The sequence below is a fragment of the Clostridia bacterium genome (assembly GCA_017620395.1).
Lineage (GTDB): Bacteria > Bacillota > Clostridia > Oscillospirales > RGIG8002 > RGIG8002.
In genome coordinates this window covers 84,374-102,793 of the sequence record JAFZQJ010000022.1, presented here as the reverse complement: position 1 = coordinate 102,793, position 18,420 = coordinate 84,374, and the positions used below count along the sequence as shown (strand labels likewise).

Genomic DNA, 18,420 nt, shown 5'->3' with positions numbered 1-18,420 from the left:
TTTTTGTTGGAAATATTTATATAATTTTTGAAAAAATCACTCGAGCATCTTTTTGAACTCGTCCTCGCTTATGATCGGAACGCCGAGATTCTGCGCGTTCGTCAGCTTGCTGCCGGGGTTTTCGCCGGCGAGGACGTAGGTCGTCTTCTTCGATACGCTGCCGGAGACCTTGCCGCCGCGGTCGGTGATGAGCGCGGAAGCGGCGTTTCTGTCCATCGAGGGCAGGGTGCCGGTCAGCACGAAGGTCATACCCGCGAAACGCTCGTCGACGTTCGCCTTCGCGTCCTCGGTCAGCTTGAGTCCGGCTTCGCGCAGGCGGCCGAGCAGGTGGCGCGTACCCTCTTTCGCGAAGAAGGAGACGACGCTTTCGGCGATGACTCCGCCGATCTCGTCGAGCTGCGTCAACTCCTCGGCGGTAGCGGCCTCGAGCTTTTCGAGCGTGTCGTATTTCTTCGTGATGATCTTCGCCGTCTGGAGCCCGACGTTGCGTATGCCGAGCGCGAAGAGCAGGCGCGCGAGCCCGGCGTCTTTGGAACGCTCCGCCGCCGCGATAAGATTCGCCGCGGAGGTCTGTCCCATGCGCTCGAGCGCGGCGACCTTGTCCGCCTCGAGATAGTAGATATCCGCGGCGTTGGAGATCAGCCCCTCCTTGACGAGCAGCTCCGCGAGCGCTGGCCCGAGGCCGTCTATATCCATCGCGTCGCGGGAGGCGAAGTGTATGATGTTGCGCAGGCTCTGTGCGGGGCATTCCGGGTTGACGCAGCGGACGGCGACTTCTACTCCGTCGTTGACGACGGTCTCGCCGCAGGCGGGGCAGACGGACGGGAATTCGTATTCCGGAGTCATCGGCGGACGCTTGGAGAGGTCTACGCTGACTATCTCCGGGATAATATCGCCGGCTTTGCGTACGATGACGGTGTCGCCGATGCGTACGTCCTTTTCGTGTATATACTCGCGGTTGTGCATCGTCGCACGGCTGACGGTAGTTCCGGCGAGGCGGACGGGATCGAGCACGGCGGTAGGGGTGAGCACGCCCGTGCGGCCGACCTGTATCTCGATGTCGCGCAGGATCGTCGGCTTTTCCTCCGGCGGATACTTGTATGCGATCGCCCAGCGCGGCGCCTTCGCGGTCGTGCCGAGCGCGCGGCGCTTCATGAAGTCGTTGACCTTTATTACCGCGCCGTCGATGCCGAACTGCAGGCTGTCGCGCATTTCGCCGATGGCGGCGATGTGATCGAGCGCATCGTCGATGTTTTTGCAGAGCTTGCGGTTCGGGATCGCGGGGATTCCGAGCGAGGCGAGCCAGTCGAGCGACTGCGAGTGGTTCTCAGGCGTGTAGCCGCGGACTTCCTCGACGTTGAAGACGATGATGTCGAGCGCGCGCTTCGCCGCGATCTTCGGATCGAGCTGGCGCAGAGAGCCGGCGGCGGCGTTGCGCGGATTCTTGAAAAGCGGCTCGCCGAGCTCTTCGCGTTCCGCGTTGAGCTTGTTGAAGGTGGCGGCGCTCATATATATCTCGCCGCGTATGCGCAGGTATTCCGGCGCGTTGGCGAGTTTCAGGGGCAGAGAGCGTATCGTCTTGACGTTCTGCGTGACGTCCTCGCCGACGACGCCGTCGCCGCGGGTGGCTCCGCGCACGAGCACGCCGTTTTCGTATTCGACGGCGACGGAGAGCCCGTCAATCTTCGGCTCAACGTCGTATTCGGCCTCGCCGCACGCCTCGCGTACGCGGCGGTCGAACTCGCGCAGCTCGTCGAAGGAGAAAGCGTCCTGCAGACTCTGCAGCGGCGATGCGTGGGTGACCTTCGCGAACTCGTCCAGCGCCTTGCCGCCGACGCGGACGGTGGGGGAGTCGAAGTGGCGCAGCTCGGGGAACCGCTCTTCGAGTCCGGCGAGCTCGCGCAGCAGCATATCGTATTCGTAATCCTCGACGGCGGGATCGTCCAGCACGTAGTAGCGGTAGCTGTAATCGTTCAGCGTCGCCGTCAGTTCGTCTATTCGCTTTTTGGCTTCGGAAGCGTCCATAAAACTCCTCTTTTCGCGTTTGCGTTCATACAAAGATATTATAACATATCCCGCCGGATATATCAACGGTTATTGCTCGCGAAAAACGAAAAAAGCGGCTCGCGTGAGCCGCTTTGGATTATTATTTTTTATATGATTTGATTATTTTCAGCACCGCTTCTTTTTGCTCTTTTGAAAGCGAGATCCATTTTTTGAAGAGTTCTTCCTGTTCCTTTGTCAGATACACGGGTGACTCTGCCGAAGGATCAGCAAAGAACTGCGACATTGATATTCCGAGTCCGTTGCATATCGCTTCAATTGTCGGTATTGTCGGCGCTGTGTTTCTTATGAAAATGTTTGAAATCGTACTTTGAGACAGGCCGCTTAACTTTGCGAGCTTATACTCGGTTATGTTCTTCTCGTCCATCAACTGCCTTATTCTTGCCTTGGCGTCCATATAATCACCTCTCTATTGAGTTAATTGTAATATTATATTGAGCAAGAAAATAGTCAAAATATGTATTGACAATAATACTCAATAGAGTTATAATATCAATACGCGTAAAGCGACATCAAAAATATGGAGGAATACTTATGAGCATGAAACCTATGACCTATTCAGATGAGCCGGAAGTCAAAGCGTTCCATTGTAAAAACTGCGGAGCGCCGCTTGACATTCCGAAGAACGCAAAGGGGGTTGTTGTTTGTCAGAACTGCAACACAGAGAATGTGATTGCGAATCTGGTCAAAAACATGGCAATCCTCGAGAAAGAAAACATCAGCTGCGGCATATCGCTGGATTCTAAAAGCGGATATGAGTTGCAGATATGTATGAAGAAAGCACTTACCAGCGATTCGTGCGTGCCTCTTGATATTTTGGAAAAGACTGTCGTCAAAAAGGAAGAACATATAATGATTCCGGCGTATTATTTCCACTGCAATGCGAGCGCGCCTTTTTCGTATGAAGCCGGTACACAAAAAGAAAGATACAATTCTTCAAAAGGGCAGATGGAGAAATATACAGAATGGCAGCAGGCCTTTGGTCAGGCTTCTGCTTCTGCCGATCTGGTGGCTCCCGGGAATAAAGAATATGAAGATGTGTTCCATAAGTTGTACAGCGATTTATCACCTAAAGATTTTGTGGATATAGAGTCTCTCGAGTATCCTGCCGACGCCGTGATTCTCTCGTACGATTACCCGCAGAATGCGGCGTTTGATAAGTATATTAAACCCGAAATGGAAGACCGTCTTCACAAAAATGCGGAGAAAAGCATGCATGGTGAATGGCGCGGGATCAGTATGACGGGCGGAATATTCGACAAGAGCGATATGACAAGAGTTATTATCGGCCTGTATCGTTTGGTTTGTGAGTACAATGAGAAGGAATTTACGGTTTTTGTTTCTTCGGATAAAAATAGATTTGTATGCGATTCGCTTCCGCAGGACAAGGATAGGGTCCGTAAACTCAGTGAATTGTATCAAGGTATAAGGGACGCGAAAAAGCAGAGACTTAAAAAGCTGCTGCCGTTTGCAATACCGATTGTCGTTTCCGTTATACTCGGCGTCGTTATTAATCCAGCTATTCTTTTGATAGGAATTGTTGCTTCTATAATTGCTATGATTATTTACAATAAGAAAGTGTTGGCCCCTGTCGTAAAGGCAGGCAAGGAGAGGTTAAAGGAATTTGAAGATGAGGTCGAGACTGTAAGGGAAAACTTTAAAGGTAGTATTCAAGGAATTCAAAAGTTCTAATAAAAAAGAAACAAGGACAAAACAATCGAAAAAAGCGGCTCGCATGAGCCGCTTTTTTCGTACCGTATTCGCGCTTGTCAACGGGCGCGTCAGGTCTCCTTTTTGATGCCGAAAAGCTTTCTCAGCAGTCCCGCCAGCACACGCGGGCTTTTCACCACTACAACCTTCATAATCTGAAACTCCGTTCCGCCGTCGCGCGCGGCAATTCTTTCTCCGCCGTCAGCAGTACAGCGAGAACAGGCCGCACAGAAAAAGCAGGCACGCCATCACTGTCACCGTGACCGCGGAGGGCAGCAAGGTCAGAAAAATAACGCAAAGCCCCATTCCGAGCGCGATATACCCGATGACGTTTTTAGGGCCCATAGCCGTCGACCTCCGTTCGATATTACATTATACGGGGAAGCGGCGGAAATGTTCCGGAATGTTGCCCGAAAAAACCGGTTTTGCCAAAAAAAGAAGACGCCGCGCGGGCGTCTTCTCGCTTTACCGGTTTATTCAGAGGCACTCTTTGACGCGCCCGACGGCTCTTTCTTCGCCGAGCAGCTGCATTATGCTCCAGAGGTCGGGGGTGTTGCGGTGGCCGGTAACGGCTACGCGGAGCACCTCCGCGACGTCGCTGACGCTGCCGGGGAAGGCGTCGGGGTTCTCCTTATACGCTCTCATGTCGGTGGCGAAGCCCATCGACGCGGCTATCTCCTTGACCTTCGTGAACCACGCCTGTCCGTCGTCCGAATGGTCGTAAGAGGCGAGGAACGCGGTGAGTATATTTTTGCAGGTCTCCTTATCGAGCGGGAAGTCGCGCTCCGGCTTGAAGGTCTCGTCGAAGTAGCAGGAGACGACCTCCTTCGCCTGGCTCGCGCAGATGAAGTCCTTGCGGCGCTTCTTGCCCGCGCCCATGCAGAGATCGAGCACGCCGAGCGCGTAAGCTTTATCCGCGAGCAGCTTAGCGAAGTCGGGGTCGTAGTTGTTCGCCCATTCGAGCAGGAAGGAGTAGAACTCCTCGCCCGTCAGTTTGGAAATGACCGTCTTGCTGACGTCGTCGAGCTTGGCGATATCGAAGAGCGCGCCGGACTGTCCCATCTTGCCGATGGAGAACTTGAAGTCTTCAAGCGGCGCGTCGGGGTTTTTCAGCATCCATTCCTCGAAGTTTGAGTTGAGCAGAGTCATAAGATACGTCTTGACGGCGAGCGGGTGATAGCCGAGCTTGCGGTAGTATTCGAGCGCGAGCTCGGGATCCTTGCGCTTTGATAACTTGCGCTTCGTGCCGCCGTCGAGCTTCATCAGCTGCGCGTGGTGGCCGTATTTCGGCGGCTTGAAGCCGAGCATACGGAAAAGCTCGAGGTGGATCGGCAGGGAGGAGAGCCATTCTTCGCCGCGCAGCACGAGCGTGGTATGCATAAGGTGGTCGTCGATGACGTGCGCGAAATGATAGGTCGGGATGCCGTCGGATTTGAGTATGACTTCGTCGCGGTTGTTAGCGGTGACGCTGATCTCGCCCTTGATGCTGTCGCGGAAGGTGAACTTCTGCGTTCCGTCGCCCGCGGATCTCATTCTGATGACGTAGGGGAGCCCCGCGTCGAGCTTTTCGCGGATCTCTTTGTATGAGAGCTCGCGGCAGCGCGCCCATTCGCCGTAGTAGCCGGGAGTGAGCTTCTTTTCGCGCTGCAGGTCGCGGATCTCGTCGAGGTCTTCGGCGGTGCAGAAGCAGGGATAGGCGAGCCCCTGCGCGACCATCCGCTTGACGAACGCCTTATAGACCTTCTCGCGCTGACGCTGATAGAACGGGCCGTAGGTCTTGTCGCCGTCCATCTCCGCGCCTTCGTCGAAGGTGATGCCGAAATAACCGAGCGTTGTGATGACGGCTTCGACAGCGCCCTCGACCTTGCGTTTCAGGTCGGTATCCTCGATGCGGAGGTAGAACACGCCCTTGCTCTGGCGTGCGATACGCTCGTCCGCGAGCGCGGAGAAGAGGTTGCCGAGGTGTATGAAGCCTGTCGGGCTCGGCGCGATACGCGTTACCTGCGCGCCTTCGGGAAGGCCGCGTTCGGGATAGAAACCGGCGTAATACTCCGGCGTGGTATCGATATCGGGGAAAAGCTCTTCGGCGAGCTTTTTGCATTCGTTTTCCTGCATTGCGTTTTCCTCCGTTATTTCGTCTCGAACTGGCTCGGGTGCTTCGCGAAGAAGTCGAAGCGCGGCTCGAGCTCGGCGAGCTTGTGGTTTTCCTTATCCTCGCAGAAATAGTAGACGTTCTCGAAGACGTGATCCCAGCTGAAGAAATCCTCGCCGAAGCCGAGGAGCTTGACGAGCAGCTCCGTGCCGTCGGGCGCGACGGGGTGGACGAGCACGGCGCAGACGCGCAGCATGTGGAACGCGTTGACGAGCGTCTTGCGGCGCAGTTCGGCGTCGTCGTTCCTGTCGGCGTCGCCCATGTTCTTCGCCCAGTACTTGTTGCAGTCGCGGATGTACTTGTCGAGTATCGCCATGACCGTGTGCAGCTCGCACTTATACATCGCCTCCTCGTATTCGAGGATGACGCCGTTCGCTTCTTCAACTACGTCCGCGTCCGGTTCGCCGTAAGGCATAACGCCGCCGTAATACTTCTGCGTCGTGTAGAAGCAGGAGCGGCAGAGGCGGTTGAGGACGTTGGTCAGCAGATTGCCTTCCTTGAGCGCGGGATCGCTGTCGGTCGGGTTCGCCTTCGGGTTGTACGGCTTCGGCTGGAAGCTGACGCTGCGCAGTCCGAGCCCGAGCGCGAGGAAGTGGGCGCGGAGCTGTTCGGCGGTGTAGTGGTCGAGGAGCTCGGCGGCCATCGGCGGCTTCACCTTGCCGCTGCTGCTGGCCTTTTTATCGAGGAAGAGTATGTGATAGTTGGCGACGAGCGTCGGGAGCGTAAGTTGTCCCTCGGCGGGCTCGGTGGTGAGATTATCTTTGCCCTGCTGCGCCATGAACATCGCCATTTCGGCGATGCCGTAGAAGTAGATGTTGTCCTGCCCGATGAACTGGAAGACCTCGCAGTCCTTGGAGAGCCACCATTTCTTCCATTCATCGTCCGGCGCGCCCTTCGATTTCAGATACGTTTTCGTGAAGGAGATCGGCGCCCAGAGGGATTCCGGCCATACCCAGACGGTCAGCCCGCTTTCGCCTTCGAGCGAGGGCGCGGGAACGCCCCATTCGATGTTGCCGGTCAGGCGGAAGGGAACGAGCGTTTTGCCGGTGCGGAAGCGTATTCCGTTCTCGGTCAGTATCTCGCAGGCGCGGTCGCGCACCGTCAGTTCGTCGAATTCAAGCACGAAGGAGGTCTTGCCTTCTTCGGAGCGCATCACGTGCTCCGGCAGGGAGGCCTTCAGCGCCTCGTAGTCGGGGAGGTTTTCATTCTTGACGTATATGACCGGAGGGATAAGGAATTCGTTGATAGTGTCGGAAACTATGCGGCGGACGTTGCCTTTGTCCTTCAGCCCTTCGGTGTACTTCCGCATCAGCTCGCGGAAGTCGGTCAGCGAGAAGTACCAGTTCGTGACGTCGCGCATCTCGGGCGTTTCACCGGTCAGCGTGCTCTTCGGCGCGATGAGGTTCTCCGGCATATACTGGTGGCCGAGGTCGCACTCGTCGGCGTAGCCTTTTTCGGAGGCGCAGCCCTGAACGGGGCAGCGTCCGACTACCTGTCTGCCGTTGAGGAAAACGCCGAGCTTCGCGTCGTAAAACTGCGACGTGACGAGCTTTTTCAGCCAGCCGTTTTCATAGAGGTTGCGTATGAAGCGGTCGGAGACCTCGCGGTGGAACTCCTTCGCTTCTCCTAGCCCGGAAGCGGCGAAAAGGTTAAGCGATATCTCGTAATCCTCCAGCGTCTTCTTCTGGTTCTCGTGGTTGCGGGCGACGAAGTCTTCTATCGTGCCGCTGAACTCTCCGTCCTCGCAGAGCTTGCGGTAGCCCTCGGCGATGGGGGAGCCGTAGCAGTCGGTGCCGGAAACGAATATGACGTTATCCCTGCCTATTCTGTCGCGCAGGAAGCGTGCGTAGGCGTCGGCGGGCACGAATACTCCGCCGATGTGGCCGAAATGCAGGCTCTTGTTTCCGTAGGGCATTCCCGCGGTAATGACGGCGCGCTTCGGGAAGTGCGGCCGTTTGATGCTGTCTTCCATAATTACCTCCGTGAGAGTGGATGTGCATATATGTTAATATTATAACGATTTTGCACGGTTTTGCAAGAGCAAAATGCGCTTCAAATCAAAAAAGAGAGGTGAAAAATGGGGGTTTGGTATTGACATATTTTTCTTCTTTGATATAATATAATGGTTTTTATAGTGAGCGAGTATGCGTTTGCGTACCGCTTTCGGGACGTCAACTATTATTAAATAATAATATCCGGAGGAAAACATGGGACTCAAAAACAAGAAAGAAATCGAAAAGAACGTCGTCGAGCTCGAGATCGTCGTAACTCCCGATGAGTTCAAGGACGCGACCGACGTCGCTTACAAAAAAATCGTCAAGGAAGTCAAGGTCGACGGCTTCCGCCAGGGCAAGGCTCCGAAGGGCATGATCGAGAAGAAGTACGGCAAAGAGATATTCTACGAAGAGGCCGTTAATTTCATATTCCCGTATTCCTACGACGCCGCCGTCAAGGAAGCGGGCATAACCCCGGTTTCGCAGCCCGACGTCGAGATCGTCGGCGACGTTACCGACGACGGCTTCACCTTCAAGGCGAAGGTCACCGTCAAACCGGAGATCTCGCTGAAGGCGTACAAGGGGCTGAAGGCGACCAAAAAGAAGGTCACCGTCACCGCCAAAGAAGTCGAGGAAGAGCTTGAAGTCCGCCGCGAGAAGGTCGGCAGACAGGTCGCCGTCGACGGTCCTGTCGAGAACAAGGACACCGCGGTCATCAACTTCGAGGGCTTCGTGGACGGAGTCGCGTTCCCCGGCGGCAAGGGCGAGGAGTATCCGCTCGTCATCGGCAGCGGCAGCTTCATCCCGGGCTTCGAGGAGCAGCTCATCGGCGTCGAGAAGGGCGGCGAAAAGGACGTCGTCGTGACCTTCCCGAAGGAGTATCACGAGGAATCCCTCGCCGGCAAGGAAGCCGTCTTCAAGTGCAAGGTGCTTGACATAAAGCGCACCGAGCTGCCCGCGTTCGACGACGAGCTCGCCAAGGACATCAGCGAGTTTGACACGCTCGAGGAGCTGAAGGCCGACATCAAGGAGCATATCAAGGAGCACAAGAACGAGCACGCCGAGGCCGATTTCGAGGAAGAGCTCATGAATAAGCTTTCCGACAACATAATAGGCGATATTCCGGAAATAATGTACGAGAACGAGGTCGACTACATGGTCGAGAACTTCGAAGACCGCCTCAAGACGCAGGGCATCGACCTCGACAGCTACATCAAGTACACCGCCACCTCGCTCGAAACCCTCCGCGAGAACTTCGCCCCGCAGGCGAAGCAGCAGGTACGCATCCGCCTCGCGCTCGAAACCGTCGCGAAGGAGGAGGGCCTGACCGCCTCCGAGGACGAGCTCGAAGCCGAGTATAAGTCCATCGCGGATTCCTACAAGATGCCCGTCGACAGGATCAAGGCGATAATCCCCTCTGACGGACTTGAAAAGGACATCGTCGTCAGAAAGGCAATCGACTTCGTGAAGTCCGCCGCCGTCGCCGGCGCGGACAAAGCCGAAGAGAAGCCCGCTAAAGCGGAAAAATCTCCCGCGAAGAAGCCCGCGGCAGAGAAGAAGCCCGCCGCGGAAAAGGCTCCCGCGAAGAAGTCCTCCGCCAAGAAGGGCGAATAATCAGGCGCGCAGACGCGCTGTTACAGAAAGGAAGAATGAGAATGAGTTTGGTACCGATGGTAGTGGAGCAGACCAACCGCGGAGAAAGGTCTTACGATATATTCTCCCGTCTGCTCAACGACAGAATAATCATCCTCTCCGACGAAGTCAACGACGTTACCGCGAGTCTCGTCGTTGCGCAGCTTTTGTATCTTGAGGGCCAGGATCCCGATAAGGACATCAGCCTTTACATCAACAGCCCCGGCGGCTCCATCAGCTCCGGAATGGCTATCTACGACACCATGCAGTACATCAAGCCCGACGTCGCGACCATCTGCGTAGGCATGGCCGCGAGCATGGGTGCGTTCCTTCTCGCCGCCGGCGCGAAGGGCAAGAGGTTCGCGCTTCCGAACTCCGAGATAATGATCCATCAGCCTCTCGGCGGAGCGCAGGGGCAGGCGACGGACATCAAGATCCACGCCGACCACATCATACGCATCCGCGAAAAGATGAACAAGATGCTCGCCGAAATGACCGGCCAGCCGCTTGAAACCATCACCGCGGACACGGAACGCGACAACTTTATGACCGCCGAGCAGGCCCGCGAATACGGCCTTATCGACAAGGTCATGGACAAGAGATAAGCCGGTAACGGCGGAACGGAGACGAAATGGCTGAAAACAAGCAGGGCGGAGGCCCGATATGCTGTTCCTTCTGCGGCAAGGAAACGACCAAGGTCGACAGAATGATAATGGGCAACGGCGCGTATATCTGCGACGAGTGCATTCTCGCGTGCCTTGACATCATCTCCGACGACATCGACGTTGAGCTCGCTCCCAAGCGCGGAAAGTCCCGTGAAAAGTATACCCGTCCGGATAAGCTTCCCACGCCCGTGGCGATGAAGCGCAAGCTGGACGAATACGTTATCGGGCAGGACGCCGCGAAGGTCGCGCTTTCGGTAGCGGTCTATAACCACTACAAGCGCATCTTCTTCAACGGTGAAGGCAAGGTAGACCTGCAGAAGAGCAACATCCTTATGCTCGGCCCGACCGGCGTCGGCAAGACGCTGCTCGCGCAGACGCTCGCCAACGTGCTTAAAGTTCCGTTCGCGATCGCGGACGCTACGACGCTTACCGAAGCCGGCTACGTCGGCGAGGACGTCGAGAACATCCTGCTGAAGCTCGTGCAGGCCGCCGATTACGACATCGAAGCCGCCGAACGCGGAATAATCTATATCGACGAGATCGACAAGATCGCCCGCAAGAGCGAGAACCCGTCCCTGACGCGCGACGTCAGCGGCGAGGGCGTCCAGCAGGCGCTGCTGAAGATCGTCGAGGGCACCGTTTCAAACGTGCCTCCGCAAGGCGGCAGAAAGCATCCGCAGCAGGAGTTCATCAAGCTCGACACGAAGAATATCCTCTTCATCTGCGGCGGCGCTTTCGACGGCATCGAGGACATAATCGAGAAGCGCAAGTCAAAGTCGATCCTCGGCTTCGGCTCGGACATCAAGAGCCGGAATTCGATCGACCGCTCGATAATCCTCCGCGACGTCGAATCCCACGATCTGATAAAATACGGCCTCATTCCCGAACTCGTCGGCAGATTGCCCGTCGTGACCTCGCTCGATCAGCTTACCCGCGAGGACCTCGACAGAGTGATCAAGGAGCCGAAGAATTCAATCTACAAGCAGTACGTCGAGCTTTTCCGTATGGATAAGGTCGAGCTCGTCTTCGACGATTCCGCCTTCGAGGCGGTCGCCGACCTCGCCATTGAACGCAAGATAGGCGCCAGAGGCGTCCGCGCGATAATGGAGGGCGTGCTGCAGGAGTATATGTTCACGACTCCGTCCGACAAGACGATATCGAGGATAACCTTCAACGGCGGCTGCGTCAGAGGAACCGAAAAGCCGGTCGTCGAACACCGCCAGCACCAGGCGAGGCAATCATCCGTAACGCAGAATCTCAACACGGAGGCCTCCTGAGCGGAATAAATAACGCGGGGCAAGCTGATACTTGCCCCGCGCCTGTTTTTACGGTGAAACTATGAACGAAAACAACGAACCGAGAATAATACGCGATATACCGATGATCGCGCTTCGCGGAATGGTAATGTTCCCGAAAACCGTTATGCACTTCGACGTCGCGCGTGACGTTTCGCTCGCGGCGCTGAACTACGCGATGGAGCACGACTGCGATATCTTTCTCGTCGCGCAGCGCGACATAACCGTCGACGCGCCTAACGAGAAGCAGCTCTACGCCGTCGGGTGCATCGCGCGCATAAAGCAGATACTGAAAAATCCCGAGGGCGGCATCCGCGCCGTTGCCGCGGGCTTTTCGCGCGCCGAACTGTGCGGCATAACCGTGCGTAAGCCGTTCCTGCGCGCCGACGTCGCGCTTTGCGAAACTAAGCCCGTCAGGAGCAGCGCGGTCCGCGTCGAAGCGCTCCGCCGCAGCGCGATGGAGCTGTTTGAGGAATACTCTGAGCTCGTGCCGCGCATGGCGCCCGACCTTTATATGAACGCCGTCGCGACGACCGACGTCGGCGAGCTCGCCGACTTTTTCGGCGAATACCTCTACTTCAAATATGAGGACCGTCAGACCATACTCGACGAGCTCGATCCCGTCAAGCGCATAAAGCGCGTCGTGGCGATATTCGAGAAGGAGATAGACATCCTCGAGCTCGAGAACGACATACACTTCCGCGTCAAAGAGCAGATCGACAAAAACAACCGCGAATACTACATACGCGAGCAGATCCGCGTGCTGAACTCCGAGCTTGACGAGGATGAAGACCTCGACGAGTGCGACGCCTACGAGGACAAGATCAAGGCGCTGAAGCTCTCGACCGAGAACGAGGAGCACCTGCTGAAAGAAGTCGACCGCCTGCGCAAAATGCCGGTCGGCTCGCATGAGGGCACCGTAGTGCGCACCTACCTCGACACCGTCATCGACCTGCCGTGGAATAAGTTTACTAAAGAGAAAAACGACCTCGCCGCCGCGAAGAAGCAGCTTGACAAAGACCACTGGGGCCTCGACAAGATCAAAGAGCGCATTCTTGAGTTCCTCGCCGTCAAGCAGCTCGCGCCGGACATAAAAGGGCAGACCATCTGCCTTGTCGGACCTCCCGGCGTAGGCAAGACCTCGCTGGCGAAGTCCATCGCCAAAACGCTTAACCGCAAATACGCGCGCATTTCGCTCGGCGGCGTGCGCGACGACGCGGATATCCGCGGCCACCGCAAGACCTACATAGGTTCTATGCCCGGCCGCATCATGAACGCCGTCAAGCTCGCCGGAAGCAGCAACGCGCTGATCCTTCTCGACGAGGTCGACAAGCTCTGCAGCGACTTCCGCGGAGACCCCGCCGCCGCGCTGCTCGAGGTGCTCGACGCGGAGCAGAACAACGCCTACCGCGACCACTATATAGAGCTGCCGTTCGACCTGAGCAACGTAATGTTCATCACCACGGCGAACACGACGGACAGCATTCCCGCGCCGCTGCTCGACCGAATGGAGCTCATCGAGCTCGACAGCTACACCCGCGAGGAAAAGCTGAATATCGCGAAAAAACACCTGCTCCCGAAGCAGATGAAACGCCACGGCCTCAGCCGTTCCGTCTTCTCGGTGACCGACGGCGCGATACTCGAGATTATCGACTTCTACACCCGCGAAGCCGGCGTCCGCGAGGTCGAGCGCGAGCTCGCAGCCGTCTGCCGCAAGGCCGCGAAGGAGTACCTTGAGAACGGCAAGCGCATTAAGATTGACGAAAAAGCCGTCGGCCGCTACCTCGGCGTGCGCAAGTTCCGCGAGAGCGATTTCGCCTCCGAAGGCGCGGTCGGCACAGTCAACGGCCTTGCTTGGACCTCCGTCGGCGGCGTGCTGCTTCCCGTCGAAGTCAGCGCGCTCGATGGAAGCGGTAAGCTTGAACTGACCGGTCAGCTCGGCGACGTTATGAAGGAATCCGCGCGCACCGCGGTCAACTTCATCCGCTCCCGCTGCGACGCGCTCGGCATAGATAAAGATTTCTACAAGACGAAGGATATACACATCCACGCTCCCGAGGGCGCGGTGCCGAAGGACGGACCCTCCGCCGGAATAACAATCGCGCTTGCGCTCGCGAGTGCGCTTTCCGGCCGCAAGGTCGCCGGCGGCATCGCAATGACGGGGGAGATAACCCTGCGCGGCAGGGTGCTGCAGATCGGCGGGCTGAAGGAGAAGTCGATGGCGGCGTACCGCCACGGCATAAAGCGCGTTATAATCCCGAAAGATAACCTGCCCGACCTCGAGGACATATCGAAAACGGTCAGGGAAGCGACCGAGTTCATCCCCGTGTCGCATATGGACGAGGTGCTCGCGCTCGCGCTTGAAAAGGACGTGAGCGAATGATAAAGTGGCAGAACGCATGCTTTGAGACCTCCTGCGGCGCGCCTTCGCAGCTGTTCGCGTCCGACCTGCCGGAGATCGCGTTTTCCGGCAAATCTAACGTCGGCAAATCTTCGCTCATCAACAAGCTTCTTGGCAGGAAATCGCTGGCGAAGACCGGCTCCGAGCCGGGCAAAACGCGCACCGTCAACTTCTTCAATATAGACGGGCAGCTCCGTTTCGTCGACCTGCCGGGCTACGGCTACGCGAAGGTCTCCAAAGAGATAAAGGAAAAATGGATGAAGCTGATGGACGCTTTTTGGCAGAGCGAACGCGACCTGCGGCTCGTGCTTCAGCTCATCGACCTGCGCAACGGGCCGAGCGCGGACGACCTCATGATGCTCGACTTTCTCAACTATTACGGCTACGATTACGTCGTCGCGGCGACGAAGGCCGACAAGCTCTCCAAGCGCCAGCGCGCCGAGAACATAGAAAAACTGCAGTCGATAAAACAGCTCTCCGGTGTGAAGATCGTTGAATTCTCAACCTTTGAAGACGCGGGGAAGAACGAACTGATCGCAATGATCGAAGAAAAGGTGAAGTAAAATGTTCGTATCCGATCACGCAAAAGTCAACGCCGCCGGACACCTCGCGTTCTCCGGCGCCGACACCGTCGCGCTCGCGCAAAAGTACGGCACACCGCTTTACGTCACGTCGCTCGACGGCGTGAAGGCGTCCTGCGCGGAGTTCACCGCCGCGCTTCAGAAGCATTACGGCGGCAGGGGAATGATTCTCTTCGCGAGCAAGGCGAACTGCAACAAGGCGGTCTGCAAGACGGTCTCCTCCTGCGGCTTCGGACTCGACGTCGTTTCGGGAGGCGAATTGTATACCGCGTTGAAAGCTAACGTCAACCCGGAGAAAATCTGCTTCCACGGCAACAACAAGACGGAATCCGAGCTGCGCCTCGCCATTGAAAGCGGCATCGGCAGGATCTTTTCCGACAGTATGAGCGAGCTCGACGATATCGAGCGTATCGCCGCCGAACTCGGCAAAAAGGTGAAGGTGCTCGTCCGCGCCAACCCCGGCGTCGAAGCGAGCACGCACGAATACATTATGACCGGCCAGGTTGATTCCAAGTTCGGCCTCTCGATCGAGAAGGGCGACGCGCTCGCCGGCGTGCTGAAGGCGCTCGCGAGCGAGCATATCGAGCTTGCGGGCATCGACTGCCACATCGGCAGTCAGATATTCGAGGTGCTGCCGTTCGAGGACGAGGCGGAAATGCTGATGCGCTTCCTCGTGAATATCCGCGAGCTTACCGGAGTAACGCTCCCTGAGTTGAACATCGGCGGCGGCTTCGGCGTGCGCTACGTTCCGTCGGACGATCCGCTTTCCGCGGACCGCATAATCGGCGCCGTCGCGGCCCGCGTCAAGCGCTTCTGCGAGGAAAACGACTTCCCCGAGCCGTTCCTGATGTTCGAGCCGGGCAGGGCGATAGTTGCGAATAACGGCATAACGCTCTACACCGTCGGCTGCGTCAAGGAGATCGAAGGCGTGCGCAACTACGTCAGCGTCGACGGCGGAATGTTCGATAACCCGCGCTACGCGCTCTATAAGGCGCGTTACACCGCCTGTGTCGCGAACAAAGCGTCCTTCCCGTCGGATTACCACGCCGCGATAGCGGGCAAGTGCTGCGAAAGCGGCGACCTCATCGGCAGGGATATCGAGATCCAGCGCCCCGAACGCGGCGATATCCTCGCCGTCTTCACCACCGGCGCGTATAACTACTCGATGTCGTCGAACTACAACCGCAACCCGCGCCCGGCGATGGTCGTCATCGAGAACGGCGAAGACCGCCTCGCGATCCGCCGCGAGACCTACGCCGACCTCACCGCCTTCGACGAGGAATAAGCGTCGCAGAATAAAGCGTAACAGAAGACAGTCACTTTGCCGTGGCTGTCTTTTTTTACGCAAAACCGGCTGATGTGCGGCAAGCTCGCAATTTCACTATTTTTATGCTATAATAAAAAAGCGGAAAAATTTGTGACCAAACAAGTGTATTTTCTGTGTATTAGAGTGAAAGGCCTTTCAGCAAAGGGGAATGGAGTGCGGCGTGAACGACAAGAGCATAGTCGCTTTATTTTGGAACAGAGATGAGAGCGCGGTCGCGGAAGCGCAAAAGGAATACGGCGCTTATTGCCGATACATAGCGGAGAACGTGCTGGGTGACGAACGCGACGCCGAGGAATGCGTCAACGACGCGCTTCTCTCCGCGTGGAACAGCATACCTCCCAAACGCCCGGAAAACCTGAAAGCGTATCTCGGTATGCTCGTCCGCAACGCCTCGGTGAACAGGCGCCTGCGCAATAACGCGAAAAAGCGCCTGCCGAAGTCGCTCGGCTCGCTCGATGAGCTCGGCGAGATCGCGGCTTTCCGCGACGTAGACGGAGAGGTCGGCGCCCGCGAGCTTGCGAGCTTGATCTCGGATTTCGTCCGCTCTCTTGGAACGACCGAACGAAACGTATTCATCCGGCGATACTGGTATTACGATTCGATAGACGAGATATGCAAGCGCTGTGGCTTCGGCAAAAGCAAGGTCAAGATGATGCTCAAGCGCACGCGGGATTCACTCGCTGAGTATTTGAAAGAGGAAGCGGATTATGAATTATGAGCTTATAAATGAAACGATAGGGCTGATGGATTTTGACCTTATCGAAGCGGCGGACGAAGCCCCGCAAAGCGCGGGCGCCGTGCGCGTTACGCCGTTTGTGAAAAGGCCGTGGCTGAAGTGGGCGGCTGCTGCGGTCGCGATAGCCGTGATCGCCGCCGGAACGCCGCTCGCGCTGAAAGCGATCGGTTCCTTCCGCAGCGAAAACTTCGTCGCCCCGAACGGCGGCAATTCCGGTATAGTCGCTCCCGTCGACAGCAGCGAATCCGACAGCTCCGAGCCGGAAAGCAGCTCCGAGCCTGATAGCGAAAACAACGCCTCGTCGGAACAAAGCGGCGAAAGCCGCTCCCGCGGCAGCGAAGCGCCGAGCGGCTCCTCGGCCGAGAGCCCGGATGATCCAGCGTCATCCTCCGAAACTCCCTCCGGCAGCGACGTCCCCGAGCAGCCCGAAGGCGATTTCGTGAAGGATAATATGCCCGCGGTCACATACCGCATAAACGGCGAATACAAGACCTTTGATTATCAAAGCTCGACCGCGGTCGTCGATTCCGGCAGCAGTTACGTCATCGACCGTTACGTCGGATCCGACGGCAGCACGGTTTCGGTCGACGCTCTTTCAGGCGGCTTGATGAGATATGACTCGAGTGTTAATCAAAACCAATCACATTTCGCTAATGTAATAAGCAAGAAAAAAGCCGTTGAAATTGCAAAAAGCGTTGTAGCTGATACGGATATCGCAATGGACGTGCTCGAGAACGCCGATATTTCAGATTATTTTTTAAGCGGGAAACGCTATATTACTTTTGCGGTTGAAGAGGGTAAAGTGGAGGTTTGTCTTGATAAAAAGGGCGGATTGTGCTATTTGGTCATAGATAAGAAGTATTAGAGTTATCGGACGGTGCACCATCCTTTAACGATATTGATTATTAAGAAAGGAGTGATAATTATGAAAAGACTGTTCAAACGCTTGATTGCGGTAGTGCTTTGTTTTGCGCTTATGGCGGCGGTCGTTCCCGTGACGGCGTTTGCGGAAGGCGATGGTTTTACGCCTCTGGAGGATCAGTGGTATAAAAACTATGAAAACACTGTCTTTCATCCCGGAGAACTCAGGTTGTATCTGAAGGGCATATTCATCGGGGATATTACCGAGTTGTTTCCCGAGCTGGATATTGAAGAATACGAACTGACCGGCAGATATCCGGCAACCGATACCGAGATCGTTCCGCCGAAGAATTACGGCAAGCAAAGGACTGTATATCGCGTTAAACTTCGTGAAAAAACTCGCGAAGCAGTCCTAGAGGCGATGGCAATTCTGAACGATAATCAGTATCTCTTTGCGGCGAGACCGGTGCTCGGCGGTATAACGCCCGGCCGAGTGATAGTAACGCTGAAGGAGCAGTATTACACTTATGAAGGCCCCGGTGGCGATCCTTATCCTGATCTTCGCGATATACTTCCGGAAATAGAGATCGAGTCGTATGGGGATTCCGTGCTTTCGATAATCACTGCGCAAGGAGAAGTGCCGAAGGAAGAGGTGAAACCGGATTATCTTTCGCGCGTAGGAATCACTTTCGCCGTTTCGCTGAAAGAAAAAACAGAAGAAGCGTCTGTTGGCGCGGCCGAGTTACTTAAGGATAATCCTTATGTTGAAAGCGCGCACACAAGCGCGTCTGCAGTATGGGCAGGTGAACCCAGTGTATCTTTTGAGTATTCGGTATCGGATGCGCTGCGTGTTCTTCGCGTCGCTGCGAAGCTTGCTGAACCCACGCCGGGAATTGCCTCCGCCTTTTATGACAAAGACGGCGACGGCAAAGTTACGGTCGCCGACGCGCTGATTGTTCTCCGCATATCCGCGAAGCTTGCGTAGGTTCCGTTTCGGTCAAC

16 protein-coding genes are annotated in these 18,420 nt (G+C 56.4%); 10 read left to right on the top strand and 6 right to left on the bottom strand.

Annotated features, from left to right (window positions below; all coding sequences use genetic code 11):
* Positions 1–36 precede the first annotated feature (36 nt).
* Together ligA and J5441_04505 are read right to left on the bottom strand one after the other, a co-directional pair.
* On the bottom strand, positions 37–2,025 hold the full coding sequence (ligA, locus tag J5441_04510) for an NAD-dependent DNA ligase LigA (protein MBO4934416.1): 1,989 nt from the start codon (positions 2,023–2,025) through the stop codon (positions 37–39).
* Between the two features lie 121 nt (positions 2,026–2,146).
* Positions 2,147–2,461 carry a helix-turn-helix transcriptional regulator gene (locus tag J5441_04505; protein ID MBO4934415.1) on the bottom strand — a complete coding sequence of 105 codons (315 nt, stop codon included), beginning with the start codon at positions 2,459–2,461 and terminating at the stop codon, positions 2,147–2,149.
* 137 nt (positions 2,462–2,598) lie between these two features.
* On the opposite strand from J5441_04505, the gene J5441_04500 reads away from it, so the two are divergent.
* The gene (locus tag J5441_04500; GenBank protein ID MBO4934414.1) at positions 2,599–3,756 is read left to right on the top strand and encodes a hypothetical protein; all 1,158 of its coding nucleotides are present in this window, start codon (positions 2,599–2,601) and stop codon (positions 3,754–3,756) included.
* An 89-nt stretch (positions 3,757–3,845) separates the two neighbouring features.
* Here the strand turns inward: J5441_04500 and spoVM are convergent, their stop codons facing one another.
* The 4 genes from spoVM to J5441_04480 form a co-directional block, all read right to left on the bottom strand.
* On the bottom strand, positions 3,846–3,926 hold the full coding sequence (spoVM, locus tag J5441_04495; GenBank protein ID MBO4934413.1) for a stage V sporulation protein SpoVM: 81 nt from the start codon (positions 3,924–3,926) through the stop codon (positions 3,846–3,848).
* A gap of 49 nt (positions 3,927–3,975) precedes the next feature.
* Positions 3,976–4,119 (bottom strand): hypothetical protein, encoded by a 144-nt coding sequence (locus J5441_04490; protein MBO4934412.1) that lies wholly within the window; start codon positions 4,117–4,119, stop codon positions 3,976–3,978.
* Positions 4,120–4,251: 132 nt separating this feature from the next.
* Entirely contained in the window at positions 4,252–5,889 is a 1,638-nt protein-coding gene (gltX, locus tag J5441_04485) for a glutamate--tRNA ligase (protein ID MBO4934411.1), read from the bottom strand.
* A 14-nt stretch (positions 5,890–5,903) separates the two neighbouring features.
* Entirely contained in the window at positions 5,904–7,898 is a 1,995-nt protein-coding gene (locus J5441_04480; GenBank protein MBO4934410.1) for a class I tRNA ligase family protein, read from the bottom strand.
* A gap of 235 nt (positions 7,899–8,133) precedes the next feature.
* Between J5441_04480 and J5441_04475 the strand changes: the two genes are divergently transcribed.
* The 9 genes from J5441_04475 to J5441_04435 all read left to right on the top strand — a co-directional run bounded on the left by J5441_04475 (position 8,134) and on the right by J5441_04435 (position 18,403).
* On the top strand, positions 8,134–9,534 hold the full coding sequence (locus J5441_04475; protein ID MBO4934409.1) for a trigger factor: 1,401 nt from the start codon (positions 8,134–8,136) through the stop codon (positions 9,532–9,534).
* Between the two features lie 41 nt (positions 9,535–9,575).
* The gene (gene clpP, locus J5441_04470) at positions 9,576–10,157 is read left to right on the top strand and encodes an ATP-dependent Clp endopeptidase proteolytic subunit ClpP (protein ID MBO4934408.1); all 582 of its coding nucleotides are present in this window, start codon (positions 9,576–9,578) and stop codon (positions 10,155–10,157) included.
* Positions 10,158–10,183: 26 nt separating this feature from the next.
* On the top strand, positions 10,184–11,494 hold the full coding sequence (clpX, locus tag J5441_04465) for an ATP-dependent Clp protease ATP-binding subunit ClpX (protein ID MBO4934407.1): 1,311 nt from the start codon (positions 10,184–10,186) through the stop codon (positions 11,492–11,494).
* A gap of 61 nt (positions 11,495–11,555) precedes the next feature.
* Positions 11,556–13,895: an endopeptidase La gene (gene lon / locus J5441_04460; GenBank protein ID MBO4934406.1), complete on the top strand. Its 2,340-nt coding sequence runs from the start codon at positions 11,556–11,558 to the stop codon at positions 13,893–13,895.
* Entirely contained in the window at positions 13,892–14,476 is a 585-nt protein-coding gene (locus J5441_04455; protein ID MBO4934405.1) for a YihA family ribosome biogenesis GTP-binding protein, read from the top strand. Before lon ends, J5441_04455 begins: the two co-directional genes overlap by 4 nt.
* Position 14,477: 1 nt before the next feature.
* The gene (gene lysA / locus J5441_04450) at positions 14,478–15,779 is read left to right on the top strand and encodes a diaminopimelate decarboxylase (GenBank protein MBO4934404.1); all 1,302 of its coding nucleotides are present in this window, start codon (positions 14,478–14,480) and stop codon (positions 15,777–15,779) included.
* A 190-nt stretch (positions 15,780–15,969) separates the two neighbouring features.
* Positions 15,970–16,539 (top strand): RNA polymerase sigma factor, encoded by a 570-nt coding sequence (locus J5441_04445; GenBank protein MBO4934403.1) that lies wholly within the window; start codon positions 15,970–15,972, stop codon positions 16,537–16,539.
* The gene (locus tag J5441_04440) at positions 16,529–17,422 is read left to right on the top strand and encodes a hypothetical protein (protein MBO4934402.1); all 894 of its coding nucleotides are present in this window, start codon (positions 16,529–16,531) and stop codon (positions 17,420–17,422) included. Before J5441_04445 ends, J5441_04440 begins: the two co-directional genes overlap by 11 nt.
* A gap of 60 nt (positions 17,423–17,482) precedes the next feature.
* Entirely contained in the window at positions 17,483–18,403 is a 921-nt protein-coding gene (locus J5441_04435) for a hypothetical protein (protein MBO4934401.1), read from the top strand.
* Positions 18,404–18,420 lie beyond the last annotated feature (17 nt).

Bases quoted from the DNA above. Each gene is read 5' to 3' on its own strand.
- ligA (MBO4934416.1), bottom strand. From the start codon at position 2,025: ATGGACGCTTCCGAAGCCAAAAAGCGAATAGACGAACTGACGGCGACG.
- J5441_04505 (MBO4934415.1), bottom strand. From the start codon at position 2,461: ATGGACGCCAAGGCAAGAATAAGGCAGTTGATGGACGAGAAGAACATA.
- J5441_04500 (MBO4934414.1), top strand. From the start codon at position 2,599: ATGAGCATGAAACCTATGACCTATTCAGATGAGCCGGAAGTCAAAGCG.
- spoVM (MBO4934413.1), bottom strand. From the start codon at position 3,926: ATGAAGGTTGTAGTGGTGAAAAGCCCGCGTGTGCTGGCGGGACTGCTG.
- J5441_04490 (MBO4934412.1), bottom strand. From the start codon at position 4,119: ATGGGCCCTAAAAACGTCATCGGGTATATCGCGCTCGGAATGGGGCTT.
- gltX (MBO4934411.1), bottom strand. From the start codon at position 5,889: ATGCAGGAAAACGAATGCAAAAAGCTCGCCGAAGAGCTTTTCCCCGAT.
- J5441_04480 (MBO4934410.1), bottom strand. From the start codon at position 7,898: ATGGAAGACAGCATCAAACGGCCGCACTTCCCGAAGCGCGCCGTCATT.
- J5441_04475 (MBO4934409.1), top strand. From the start codon at position 8,134: ATGGGACTCAAAAACAAGAAAGAAATCGAAAAGAACGTCGTCGAGCTC.
- clpP (MBO4934408.1), top strand. From the start codon at position 9,576: ATGAGTTTGGTACCGATGGTAGTGGAGCAGACCAACCGCGGAGAAAGG.
- clpX (MBO4934407.1), top strand. From the start codon at position 10,184: ATGGCTGAAAACAAGCAGGGCGGAGGCCCGATATGCTGTTCCTTCTGC.
- lon (MBO4934406.1), top strand. From the start codon at position 11,556: ATGAACGAAAACAACGAACCGAGAATAATACGCGATATACCGATGATC.
- J5441_04455 (MBO4934405.1), top strand. From the start codon at position 13,892: ATGATAAAGTGGCAGAACGCATGCTTTGAGACCTCCTGCGGCGCGCCT.
- lysA (MBO4934404.1), top strand. From the start codon at position 14,478: ATGTTCGTATCCGATCACGCAAAAGTCAACGCCGCCGGACACCTCGCG.
- J5441_04445 (MBO4934403.1), top strand. From the start codon at position 15,970: ATGGAGTGCGGCGTGAACGACAAGAGCATAGTCGCTTTATTTTGGAAC.
- J5441_04440 (MBO4934402.1), top strand. From the start codon at position 16,529: ATGAATTATGAGCTTATAAATGAAACGATAGGGCTGATGGATTTTGAC.
- J5441_04435 (MBO4934401.1), top strand. From the start codon at position 17,483: ATGAAAAGACTGTTCAAACGCTTGATTGCGGTAGTGCTTTGTTTTGCG.